At 54.3% G+C, this 13,309-nt stretch carries 5 protein-coding genes; 2 read left to right on the top strand and 3 right to left on the bottom strand.

What is annotated here, in order from left to right:
• On the top strand, positions 1-5,964 hold a 5,964-nt coding region (locus LX87_RS22445), incomplete at its 5' end, for a putative Ig domain-containing protein (RefSeq protein ID WP_211325354.1).
• Between the two features lie 396 nt (positions 5,965-6,360).
• Here the strand turns inward: LX87_RS22445 and LX87_RS22440 are convergent.
• Together LX87_RS22440 and LX87_RS22435 are read right to left on the bottom strand one after the other, a co-directional pair.
• Positions 6,361-6,849, bottom strand: coding sequence for an SRPBCC family protein (locus LX87_RS22440; RefSeq protein ID WP_111630548.1), 489 nt, complete (start codon positions 6,847-6,849; stop codon positions 6,361-6,363).
• Positions 6,846-7,166 carry an ArsR/SmtB family transcription factor gene (locus tag LX87_RS22435; protein ID WP_111630547.1) on the bottom strand — a complete coding sequence of 107 codons (321 nt, stop codon included), beginning with the start codon at positions 7,164-7,166 and terminating at the stop codon, positions 6,846-6,848. The genes LX87_RS22440 and LX87_RS22435 overlap by 4 nt, the downstream gene beginning before the upstream one ends.
• A 468-nt stretch (positions 7,167-7,634) precedes the next feature.
• Here LX87_RS22435 and LX87_RS22430 point away from each other — a divergent pair, with 468 nt between their 5' ends.
• Complete coding sequence (locus tag LX87_RS22430) at positions 7,635-8,612, top strand: HD domain-containing protein (RefSeq protein WP_111630546.1); 978 nt, start codon at positions 7,635-7,637, stop codon at positions 8,610-8,612.
• Positions 8,613-9,071: 459 nt separating this feature from the next.
• Here the strand turns inward: LX87_RS22430 and LX87_RS22425 are convergent, their stop codons facing one another.
• Positions 9,072-13,112, bottom strand: coding sequence for a cellulose binding domain-containing protein (locus LX87_RS22425; RefSeq protein ID WP_111630545.1), 4,041 nt, complete (start codon positions 13,110-13,112; stop codon positions 9,072-9,074).
• Positions 13,113-13,309: the final 197 nt, after the last annotated feature.

Raw genomic sequence — 13,309 nt, 5'->3', positions numbered from 1 at the left:
GGCTCCCTGGCTCCCTCCGTCACCACCCGACAGGTCACTGGTCTGCTGGTCACCGGTACCGCCACCAACCCCATCCTCTACGTCAGCTCCAGCGATAGCCGCATGGGCGGACCCGAGGGTGATCTGAACCTGGACACCAACTCGGGCATCGTCTCCAAACTGACCAAAACCCCCACCGGCTGGCAGAAAGTGGACCTGGTCCGGGGGCTGCCCCGCTCGGAGGAGAACCATGCCACCAATGGCCTGCAACTGGATGGCAACAAGCTCTACCTGGTGGTGGGGGGCCACACCAATGCGGGTAGCCCCTCAACCAACTTTGCCTATACACCCGAGTATGCCCTGGCGGCCTGTGTGCTCTCGATTGACTTGGCGGTGATTGAAGCACTGCCCACGCGGGGCAGTGGCAACACGGCTTACAAGTATGATCTGCCCACCCTGGATGATCCCGACCGGGCGGGCAACCCCGATGCCAATGATCCCTTTGGGGGCAACGACGGCTTGAACCAGGCTAAGCTGGTAGCGGGTGGTCCGGTGCAGGTGTTTGCCACAGGGTTTCGCAATGCGTTTGATCTGGTGATCACCAAAGCCCGCAAGATGTATGTGACCGACAACGGGGCCAACCCGGGCTGGGGTGGTCATCCAGCCAGTGAGGGGGTGGGTACGGCCACCAACAACTATGTGACGGGCGAGCCGGGTTCGACGGGTTCGGGTCCGAATGATCCCAAGGTCAACAACCTGGACAACTTTCACTATGTGGGAGATCTGAATAATTACATTCCGGGCAGTTTCTACGGGGGCCACCCGCACCCGATCCGGGCCAACCCGGCGGGGGCGGGTTTGTACACCCACAATGGTACGAGTGGGGTATGGCGCACCAGCACGAGCGGCCCTAATCCGCTGCCTTCGGACTGGCCGCCAGTGCCGGTCAGCATGGCCCATCCCATTGAAGGCGATTTTCAGAATCCGGGTGAAAAAGACAACGCCTTACTGACCTATACGGTATCCACCAACGGGATTACCGAGTATACGGCTTCCAGTTTCAATAATACATTAAAAGGTCATTTACTGCTGGCGTCTTTCGACGGTACGGTACAGAAGATCACCCTGAATGCCAGTGGTACGGGGGTGACCAACAGCCTGGGAGCCAAGAAGAAAAACCTGGACCTGCCGTTTGCTTCCAACTTTGGCTCACAGCCACTGGACATCACCGCTCAGGGCGATAACGACATTTTCCCCGGTACGGTCTGGGTGGTGTGTTACCTGCAAAGCCAGATTTATGTCTTTGAACCCCAAAATAGCGGGGGCGGAGGGGAGTGCGTGGCGGCTTACAGCACGGCATTTGACGATGATGGGGATGGTTACAGCAATGCCGATGAGATCGATAATGCTTCCAACCCCTGTTCGGCCTCAAGTCGGCCCAGTGATGCGGACGGTGATAAGGTGTCGGACTTAAACGATCCCGATGATGACAATGATTCGCTGGCAGACGATGCGGACTACTTCCCGCTGGATGCCAGCAATGGGATGACTACCACGCTGCCGATCAACTATGAATTATTTAACAACGATCCGGGCACGGGTTTGTTTGGCTTGGGCTTCACGGGTCTGATGCTACCAAAGGTGACGGGAATTGATTACCTGGACCTGTTTGACGATCAGAACCTGGTAGCTGGCGGAGCGGTTGGTGCTTTTTCGGTGGTTGATGCCACCGCGGGCGACCCTCACCAGGCCGTAAATACGCAGGAAAACGGTTTTCAGTTTGGCATCAATACCAACAGTACACCGGGTCCGTTTAGGGTGCAAACCCGCTTGCTAGGACCTTTCTTCAATAACCGGACTCCGCAGTATCACCAATCGCAGGGCTTATACATAGGCGTAGGTGATCAGGACAATTACCTGAAAATAGCACTGGCAGCCGATGGGGGAATGGGCGGTATTGAAGTGACATATGAAAATAACGGAGTAGCAACAAGTAACACCTATTCATTACCCGGAGGGTTACCAATGGGAACGCTGGACGTATATCTGTCGGTAGACAAGGTGACGGGGCTTGTGCAGCCCCGGTATGCGAAAGATGGAGGAGCACTGGTGAATCTAGGTCCTCCCATCGCAGTTGGGGGCCTTTTGCGGGAGTCCCTTCAGGGCATACGGGCGTTGGCGGTGGGACTCGTGTGCACATCTCTAAATTCGACATCCTTCACGGCAACCTGGGATTTTATCCGTGTAACCCCGGAGACCGTCAACACATCTCCAGTCCTGTCGGTCATTGGTAGTAAAACCGCGACGGTGGGGCAGCCGCTGACGTTTACCGCTCAGGCTACCGATAGTGACAGTCCGGCGCAAACCCTGACGTACAGCATCGTGGGTCCGGCTTCGGCTACCATCAACGCCAGTTCGGGTCTATTCAGCTGGACGCCCACCACCACCGGCACGTTCAGTTTGACCGTTACTGTGATGGATAACGGTTCTCCCGCTTTAACCGCCCAGGAGGTCATTTTGGTGACGGTTAATCCTTCCTCACCCAATAGCCCACCGATAGTGGCCAGTGCCTTGCCCGATCATAAAGCGACGGTAGGTACTGGATTTAGTTGTCAGGTTAGCAGCACGGCTTTTTCTGATCCGGACGGGGACACGCTGACGTTCAGCGCCAGTCTGGAGGATAATTCGGCGTTGCCGGGTTGGTTAAGTTTTGACAGTAACAGCCGCACGTTCAACGGAACTCCTTCCGGTGCAGCCAGCCTGACAGTGAAGGTCACGGCCAATGATGGTAAGGGGGGAACCATAAGTGATAGCTTTGTGATTACCATTACCATCGGCAACTGGCAGACCATTTTACCCACCTCCGGGCAACCCACCGCTCGGCAGGAGGCCGCGTATGTACAAGCTGGCGACCGGTTTGTCCTCCTCGGAGGCCGGGGGATAAAACCGGTACAACTCTACAATCCAGTAACCCGTAGCTGGACGAATGCGGCTCCGACACCTATCGAAATGCACCATTTCCAGGGCGTTACGTTAGAGGGACTCATTTATGTAATTGGGGCTTTAACGGGAAATTACCCAACCGAACCGTTCATTCCTCATATTTATATTTATGACCCCAATGCTAATCAGTGGTTCCAGGGCCCAGAAATACCGGTCGCCCGACGCCGGGGCACGGCGGCATTAGCGGCCTATAACAACAAGCTTTATCTGGCCGGGGGAAATACCAAAGGACATGACAACGGGTACGTTGCCTGGTTTGATGAATATGATCCAGCTACCAACACCTGGAGAATACTGCCCGATGCTCCTCATGCTCGCGATCATTTTCAGGCCGCCGTCATTGGAGACAAATTCTATGCCGCCGGGGGGCGTCGTACGTCACACAACACCGGGCAGACATTCATGTTAACAGTCGCAGAGGTAGATATTTACAATTTCACTACCGGGCAGTGGTCTACCACCGCCGATCCGATTCCCACCCAGCGGGCGGGGACAACAACCGTCGTCCTGGATGGGGAAATTGTCGTCATTGGTGGAGAAAGTAATCGACCAGCAGCGCATGGGGAAACCGAAGCGTTGAATCCAACGACAGGAAAATGGCAACGGTTTGCTGACCTGCAACAGGCCCGGCAGGCAACGCAGGCAATTGTTAACAACGGAGGCATTTATATTGTGGCGGGTTCGGGTGCTCAGGGTGGCTCTCCTGTCTTGAGTTCACAGGAAGCGTTTTTTAAAGCGGGAGCTACCACGCCTACCGGAACACCGTTGACGCAAAGCCAATTGAGCGCACCTCCGACAGTTAATGTAGGAACGGCGGTGATCGCAACGACCCAAAGCAGTTCTTTTACGTTAACCAATACGACAGGAAATCAGGCGCTGCTGATCACAAATATCGCCCTCTCCGGCAGTAATGAATTTACATTCCAGTCTCCTTTTCCGTTGCCCTTTGTACTGCCAGTTGGCCAACAGGTGGTACTCAATATAGGGTTCAAGCCAGTGACGGTCGGCAGTAAAACGGCAACCTTAACGCTGACCCACTCGGGTTCGGGTGGAAGCACCAGTATCGCACTGAGTGGGCAAGCCGTAGGCGCCAACACGGCCCCGGTCTTATCAGCTATTGGCAGCAAAACCGCCACGGTGGGGCAGCCCCTGAGCTTCACGGCCCAGGCCACCGACAGCGATGTACCTGCCCAGACGCTGACCTACAGCGTGACGGGTGCCGGTGGGGCCAGCATCAATGCCAGCAGTGGTGCTTTTAGCTGGACGCCCACCACCACGGGAACGTATAGCCTGACGGTCAAAGTGACCGACAGCGGCACACCGGCTTTAGTGGCTCAGGAGGTCATGGGGGTAACGGTTCTCCCCGCACCAGTCGTGCCCCAGAGCGTGGTGAGTCTGAGTCTGATGAATGCCGACAACGATCAGGAGATCAAGCTGCTCACACCGGGTGAGGTGCTTAATCTGGCCAGTCTGCCCACCAAGAATCTCAACATCCGGGCCAACACCAACCCGGTGACGGTGGGTTCGGTCAAGATGGTGCTCAGTGGTAAGCAAAGCCGGACGCAGACCGAGACGGGGGCGCCCTATGCCCTGTTTGGGGATACCAATGGAGACTACAAGCCCTGGATCCCGGCGCTGGGCAGTTACAGCCTGACGGTCACGCCCTACACGGGGGCGGGGGCTGCTGGAACCGCTGGTACACCGTTGACCATCAACTTCTCTGTGGTTAGTCAGGCGCCATCTGCCAACCGCCCGCCGGTGCTAGCCAAAGCCTTAGTGGACCAGAAGGCCCCGGTTGGCAGTGGCTTTACTTATAGTTTTGACGCTGCCAGTTTCACCGACCCCGATGGAGATGCTCTCACCTACACTGCTTCGCTGGCCACCAATGCGGCTTTGCCAGCCTGGTTGAGCTTTACGGCTTCCACCCGCAGCTTCAGCGGCACACCGCCTGGTGGTAGTCCCGCCAGCCTGACGGTGCAGGTAACGGCCAGTGATGGCAAAGGCGGCAGTGTCAGTGGCAGCTTCGTGCTGACCATCACCACACCCGTGGTCAACACGGCCCCGGTCTTATCGTCCATTGGCAGCAAGACAGTCACCGTCGGACAGCCCCTGAGCTTCACGGCCCAGGCCACCGACAGCGATGTACCTGCCCAGACGCTGACCTACAGCGTGACGGGTGCCGGTGGGGCCAGCATCAATGCCAGCAGTGGTGCTTTTAGCTGGACGCCCACCACCACGGGAACGTATAGCCTGACGGTCAAAGTGACCGACAGCGGCACACCGGCTTTAGTGGCTCAGGAGGTCATGGGGGTAACGGTTCTCCCCGCACCAGTCGTGCCCCAGAGCGTGGTGAGTCTGAGTCTGATGAATGCCGACAACGATCAGGAGATCAAGCTGCTCACACCGGGTGAGGTGCTCAACCTGGCCAGTCTGCCCACCAAGAATCTCAACATCCGGGCCAACACCAACCCGGTGACGGTGGGTTCGGTCAAGATGGTGCTCAGTGGCAAGCAAAGCCGTACACAGACTGAGACGGGGGCGCCCTATGCCCTGTTTGGGGATACCAATGGAGACTACAAGCCCTGGATCCCGGCGCTGGGCAGTTACAGCCTGACGGTCACGCCCTACACGGGGGCGGGGGCTGCTGGAACCGCTGGTACACCGTTGACCATCAACTTCTCTGTGGTGAATCAGGCACCGGCAGCCCGCTTAACGGTGCAGCAAAGCCCCGAATCGGCTGATAACGTGCTGCCGGTAGTGTATCCCAATCCCTTTCAAAGCTCATTTACGCTGGAGACCGGTAGACAGGGCCTACTTCCGGTGGTACTTTATGACGGCATGGGCCGGAAGGTCTTTGAGTTAAAAGATGTTGAGTCGAGGCAACTTATTAAACCAGGCCCTGATTTAGCACCCGGATTGTACCTGCTTGAAGTAGGGGAGGGGCTCCGCATCCAGCGCCGGAAACTACTGAAAGTTCCATAAGTGAATAACGTAAGGCAAGCAAACAACGAGAACAGCCCGGTGAGCTTCACCGGGTTTGTTTTTTTAGGGGAAAAGAGGAATGGACTTGCTACAATTGACTGGATACGGATTTTAGCACATTTGGGAATAAATCCTAAAATAACCATGCTGACTTTCCGGCGGTATAATCGTCGGCGGAGACATGCAAGCTTGAATTACCGAACTCCTGCTCAACAGGAATCGTATTGTTACACCTCTCAAATGAGTGCTTGAAAAAATCTCCAGTATACTGTTGCACGTCCACTGAAAGTCGTCTTCGTCTCAAGCAGGAGGGTTTATTGAGAATCCACGTTTTAGGTTTCTAATCTGATCGGGTCATATTAAATAGCTGACAAACTCAACCATAAAGCATACGCTTTACTTTTGTTGCGATAACGTTGCCAATAACTCGTCCAGGTTTTTCATTGTCATAGCCGTTCCTTCTTTAAAACCCATTTCAAGCATCTTCTCTAAGCGGACAAGCGATTCATTATAAATACGGATCCGTACGGTTGTCTTCCTGTTTTGCTCGCTGAACGTTAAATCCCACTCCGAACCGGGCAATGCTGGGTTTTCATCTTTGTCGGCAAAAGCATTCAACAATTTAAAGTTGGTTTTGGGACTAATGGACGTATATTTTTGAATTGCCCACCGCTCTTCTCCTTCCGGGCTTACCATCGCATAAAACCGTCGGCCGCCCACTTCAAAATCCATAAATTTTGTTTTTGAGGTCCAGGGTTTGGGCGCCCACCATTGATCAAGAATTTCGGGCTTCGTGTACGCATCCCATACCAACGAAAGCTCGGCATCAAATTCTCGGGAAAAGGTTACTGTTTTTGTTGTTTTGTCAACGGTGAAATCATTCATTTTGATTGTGTTTTGAGGGTTGCTAATACGTCGTCCAGTTGATTAAACCGAGTTTCCCAAATTTTCCTGAATTGGTTTATCCACTGATCGATCTCTTTTATTTTTTCAACTTCGAGTGAATAGTAGATCTCCCGGCCTTGCTGTTGCGGCTTCACCAGTTCACATTCGGTGAGGATGCGAAGGTGTTTGGAAACAGCTTGTCGGGTCGTGTTGAAGTTTTCCGCAATGGCGTTGGGTGTCATTGCCTGCCAGGCAAGCAGGGCGATAATTGCCCGCCTTGTGGGGTCGGCTATTGCCTGAAAAATATCTCGTCTCATGGGATTGAATTTTCATTTTGCGAAACCGAATGGTTGCAAATATAGGCGCAACCATTCGGTTTCGCAAATTTTTCAGGTTGAAAGAAAAGCAAGATCGGGCGCTGATCGCCCGCAATAGCGATAAACTGGAGACGATCAAAAAGGAATTCAAGCAAACCTATTCAATTTGGGTTCATAGAAGGGCCGTATTACGCGGGTAACTGCTTTTGTATTATTCAATTCATTAAACGTCTGAAAGTTGGGATGGATTGGGCACCGATCATCGTATCAGGATCGTAAAAGCTAAGAGCATTTATTGAAACCAAAAACTACTGCTTGAAATCTAGGGTATCATTTGGCACCTCGTTTCGTTGTTCCTCCGAAACGCTCCACGATGGCTCAACATATTGACAACTTCCATTGGATGGTAGTGCCTAAATAGCTTAGTTTTGCGCACCAACGAATTGCGAAATTTCCCGCTTATTGCCAATGCACGACCAGGATTCTGTGTACGGACAGGTTTTCATCCAAGAACCCGTCCTGCTTGAGCTGATCAACACCCAAGCCTTTCAACGCCTGAACCAGATCTTGCAACATGGTATCACAGGCTTTTTAAAGATCACTCCGCCCATCACCCGCTTCCAGCATTCAGTTGGAGTGATGCTGCTCAGCCAGAAGCTGAATGCGCCCCTAAAGGAGCAGATTGCGGCCTTACTGCATGATATCAGCCACACCGCTTTTTCACATGTGATTGATCACGTCTTCCGGGAACCTACCGGTCAGAGCTATCATGAGCGAATGAAAGAGCAGTATCTGCAACAGTCGGATATCCCACCCATTTTAGCCAAGTATGGCTACAACTGGCATGAGTTTGTCCATGAAGAAGCGTACCCAATTTTAGAACAACCCGCTCCAGCCCTTTGCACTGACCGTCTTGACTACTTTTTCCGCGACGGCATGGCTTTGGGCTTACTGACCGCTGCCGAAGTGAGCCAGGCAATCAGCCATTTGACGGTGCAGGATAACCAGATCTGTGTTGATGACATCTCAACTGCTCAATGGTTAGGCTATACCTATATGCGAGCCGATGAGCAGTGTTGGTCGAATAGACAAGCTATTGGCTTATATGAATTAATGGCCCAGTTGATTCAAACTGGCTTACAGCTTTCGGCCATCTGCGAAGCGGATGTCTGGCTGACGGATCAGAAACTATGGGACAAACTTTCTAATTCACCAGAGACAGATATACAACGTCAATTGGCTCAACTCCGTAGACCGGTTCGTTTTGTGGAAGAGAAAATAAACCCTTGGCGCGAAGTGACCCCCAAAATTCGAACCCTCAACCCTAAGGTATGGATAAACGGGAAAGGCGTGTGGCTAACTGATTTGGATGCCGCCTTTGCTCATGATTTGGCTGTTTACAAACAGCGCAGACAAGGTGTCTTATCGCTAGCCATAGCTCATTGACGTTTCACTTTTCATCCCGAAACCACAAGAATAGTTTGTCTCAAGCGGGAGCCTTTTGTGAGATGATATCTTGTACACGATTCTGCTATCTATCGGTGCCTACAGCTGTCTAATCAGCCATCCTGCCCTGGCCTTTGGGCGAGTCGATTTCCAGCTTATACCTTCTTCCGTGACTATTGACAATGCGTACTGTGGAGGCTGGCTGGAGCTTTTTCGTAGGCGAGAAACAAACACATTCAGACGGCTCCCTCCCCCAAACCTGTTCCATGAGCCGGTTTCGATCAATCACGGAGCAGAACTTGACTCAATGCTGTAAGGGTATTTCAGGGTAATACACGACATCCATCAGCTGAATCCGAGCACTTGAAGGGAGCGTTCATGCCAGCAGGGCGATCGGGTTGAAAACCGGTTGATCAGCGTTCGCAACGGATTCATTGCGAACGCTGATCATGGTAAGGACTATTGAACTTTAATCACTTTGAGGGTTTGAAACTGGGTGGGCGTGCTCACCCGGAGCAGTAGTGTACCCGGTGATTGACCCGCCACTGACAGCACATGACGCTCCTTGGCGGATTGTCCCATCACCTGGTGCTGCCCAATGATGCGCCCTTGCAGATCGGTTAGCAGCAGGCGTAAGGGCTGCCCCTGGGCGCCTTCGACCTCCACCACCAGATCATCTCCCTGAATCGGGTTACCCAGGACCGTTACCTTCAACTCCTGCCCTGACTCGTCTGCTGCCAGCCGGGCTTTAGGAGAGGCCGGCGAGGGCGGGGAGTAGGGCGAGGAGGGGAAGGGCGGTTCGGAGCCATACACCCGAACCCCATCCAGATACACGCTCATACGGCTGTTGTCGAGCATCGAATTGGCCGACTGGTAAGAGTAATCCCCCGGCTGGTAGAACACGCTGCCGTCGGATTTGGTCAGCCGGTACTGGATGTCCCCCGTGTTGCTGAAGGGATATAGCTGACCCAGGCCCGCATCGAAGCTGATCTCCAGGTAGCTGTCGGCCGCTTCCAGGGCATTGGGAATCCGCACCAGCTTGCCCTTTAGGTTGGCCTGACCCAGCCAGGCATAATCCAGCAGGAAGTTCAACGGGGCGGGACTGTCGGCCGTCAGCCAGTAAACGATTGTCAGGTACTGGTAGGAGATGGGCCGGTTGCCTTCGTTGTAGAGCTTCACGTACGTATTGATCGAGTTAGTGGTGGCCGCGCTACGGTTCTGGGAAGCCACCTTCAGCTTCTGGACCGGACTGACGGTCGGTGGCTCCTGCCCTCCAAGCAGCTTACCGTTTAAGTAGAGGGTGATCTTCTGGGTTTTGGTCAAGCTGGTGTTCTTGCTGTAAGAGTAGTCATCCGACTCGTTGAGATACGTCAAATTCTGTTTGCCGATGCCGCTTTGAATCGGCCCTGAGCTAGCACCCGCAGCCAGATGACCAGCCGAGGCATCAAAGCTGTACTCAACATAGCCCAGGGCCCCCTGGCGAGGCTGATCCAATTGAACATACTTCATCCGGACTTTATCGGTGCCCAGCGGGGCGCTGTAAACCGTCAGGTTGGTCAGAGGAGCAAAGTCCTCCACCGTCAGCCAGTAGCGCAGGGTGATCTCGGAGTAGGGAATGGGAGCGGTGCCTTCGTTGACCAGTTGCAGAGTGGGTTTGATGGTATTATTCTGGGGCTGGTTGTTGTCACCATCCTGGTGCCAGACGCTGAGCTTAGCAAGGGTCGGCACACAACTACCCGTCACCTCTACCGAAGCCGTGGCCGTACAGCCATTCGGCGAGGTGAGTACGACCGAGTAAGCGCCCGCCTGAGTGACTTTTGCGGTGTTACCACCATCAAGCTGGGTGGTTCCTGAGCTAAAGGCATACGTAAAACCGGTAGCAGGCATAGCCGTTAACGTAATCGAGGGATTGGTACAACTGATCTCCCCGCTGGTGGTTAGACTCGCCATTGGCGGCTGGCTGTCGGCTGTCACCGTGACGGTGGCCGTCTGGCTACAGGTCCCACCTTGGTTCACAACCACCGTGAAGGTCTGCTCACCTGGTGCTGTCAGACTGGCCGAGACGACTGAACTGCTGGCACTGCCGGTCAGTACCGCTCCCGTAGGTGCTGTCCAGCTATAGGTGCTTCCTCCGGTTGTGCTCAGGCTGACAACCCCTCCCACACAGAGGGAGGAGACACTGGCCGTTGCGGTGGGCACAAAAGCATCACTGCCTTTTCCCGTCGCACAGAAAGCTGAGAAACCGGCTTCACTCCCTTTATCCGGTAAGCCCACATTGCCGCTGAAATTCTTGGTTTGAATCCCACACAGTGCCGTTAGACTAGCTGGATAACAGCCACTCAATTGATTATTTTGCAGCAGTAGCTCTTTCAGACGGGTCAGATTGGCCAGACTCGCAGGGATCGGGCCACTGAGCTGATTTCGGTCCAGCATCAGATACTGCAACCGGGTCAGATTACCCAGACTCTCGGGGATGCTCCCACTGAGCTGATTGCCGTAGAGGTAGAGGTACTCCAGGTTAGTCAAATTGCCCAAACTGGTGGGGATGCTGCCGGTGAACTGGTTGTTGTTGAGCAGCAGCGATTGCAACTGAGTCAGGTTACCTAGGCTGGTGGGGATACTGCCACTTAATTGGTTGTTGTCCAGCAGCAACTGTTGCAGGTTGGTCAGACTGCTCAGGCTCTCGGGGATCGTCCCGCTTATTCCATTGCCCCGTAAGCTTAAGCCCGTAACACGCCCTTCTGAGCAGGTGACGCCCTGCCAGCGGCAGGGATCACAGCCACTGAGCCAGTTGGTCTGGTTGGTCCAGCCCGGTCCGTTGGTGCTGTTGTAAAGATCTACCAGAGGCTGGTAGTCGGGGTGGATGCCATTTCCGGTTGCACAGAAGGTTCGGAAACCTTCCATACTCCCCCCATCCGGCAGGCCCGCATTGTTATAAAAAAATTTATCGGTAGCGCGGCAAAAAGCCGACAGGCTGGCCGGGTAGCAGCCACTGAGTTGATTGTTGCTGAGGTCTATCGTATGTACGCGGGTCTTACTACCCAAACTACCCAGACTCTCGGGAATAGGGCCACTGAGTTGATTGTGGTCTAAGCGTAGATAAGTCACGTTGATCAGATTGCCCAGGCTCGAAGGGATCGGGCCACTTAACTGGTTATGCTCGAGCTGTAAACTTTGCAGGTTGGTCAGCTTGCCGACACTTTCTGGAATACTGCCACTCAGCTGATTATAGCTAAGCATTAATGTTTGCAGGTTGGTCAGCTTGCTTAAACTGGCGGGGATAGTACCACTTAACTGATTGATGTAGAAGCTTAATCTTTGCAGATTGGTCAGATTGCCGATACTCTCCGGAATCCGGCCATCCAATCCATTTTTGGATAAACTTAATTCCGTCACGCGTCCCCCGGAGCACTTCACCCCATACCAGCCATTGCAGGGATCACAGCCACTGAGCCAGTTGGTCTGGTTGGTCCAGCCCGGTCCGTTGGTGCTGTTGTAAAGATCCACCAGGGGCTGGTAGTCGGGGTGACTGCCCACCGTCAGCGAAGTAGTGGCCACCGCCGAGCCGGTGCTGGCTTGGACGGTTAGCGTGAAGGTTTGCTGGCCTGCGTTGACCGCTGTCAGCGTCTGGTTGAAGTCGCCAGAACTGCTGGTGCCGCTGAGGGAGGAGCCGCCCCCGGCCAGCGTGTAGCTGTAGGGGCCACTGGTGTGGCTCATGCTGGCCGAGAAGCGGATCGGCTGACCGGCGCAGACGCTGCCGGGGCTGGCCGTCAGGTCGGTCAGCGTAGGACTGGGCATTCCCAGCGAAAGCCCCCCCTCAGTCGCGGCATAGACGGTGTTGTCCTGGACGTATACCCCTAGCACTACATTTCGGCCTAATCCGTCGGCGGTGGTGTAGTTAGTGAAGCGTTGCCCCCCATCGGTCGAGATGCTCAGCCCCCCCTCCGTCGCGGCATAGATGGTGTTGCCCTGGGCATATACTCCATACACTCTTTTATAGCCTAATCCGTCGGCGGTGGTGCGGGTAGTAAAGTGTTGCCCGCCATCGGTCGAGATGCTCAGCCCCCGATAGGTCGCAGCATAGACGGTGTTGCCCTGGGTATATACTCCATACACTCTATTATGGCCTAATCCGTGATCGGTGGTGCGGTTAGTGAAGTGTTGTCCACCATTGGTCGAGATGCTTAGCCCCCCACTGGTCGCGGCATAGACGGTATTGCCCTGGGCGTATACCCCATACACTCTAAAATTGGCCAGAGTGCGGTTGGTGAAGCGGCTGTAACTGGGACCTTCCGCCGTGTTATCTTCTGCCGGGACCAAGTCAGCGTCGTGTGCCCGCCGGTCAGGCGCATAGCTACCGATAGGCTGGTCTCCGGGGTTGCTGACCGGAACATGGGCATAGCTCAGACTGCTGGTGGCGGCCAGAACCAGGGCCCAGCCGAGCAGACCGCTTTGCCGCAGTCGATTGAAAAGAGATTTTACGTGTAAAGAGAGTGGCATTGGTTTGTAGAACGAAAAAGGATGAAAGAAGACCTCCTGTGGGTTTAAGGCCACCGGAGTATGGGGCAAAACTAGGAGCAGGAGCCTTTGAAGGGTTAGCACCGATTGGCCAATTCACTGGCACAAATTGGCCATTTTACTCCGCGAAGGCGGTTTTTGCCAGCTAAACGGCTTTCCTTGTAGTCGAACGTCAGGAG

This window comes from Larkinella arboricola (assembly GCF_003259745.1).
Classification (GTDB): Bacteria; Bacteroidota; Bacteroidia; order Cytophagales; family Spirosomataceae; genus Larkinella; species Larkinella arboricola.
The sequence above is the reverse complement of the archived record's forward strand: the minus strand, read 5'-3'. Positions and strand labels throughout refer to the sequence as shown.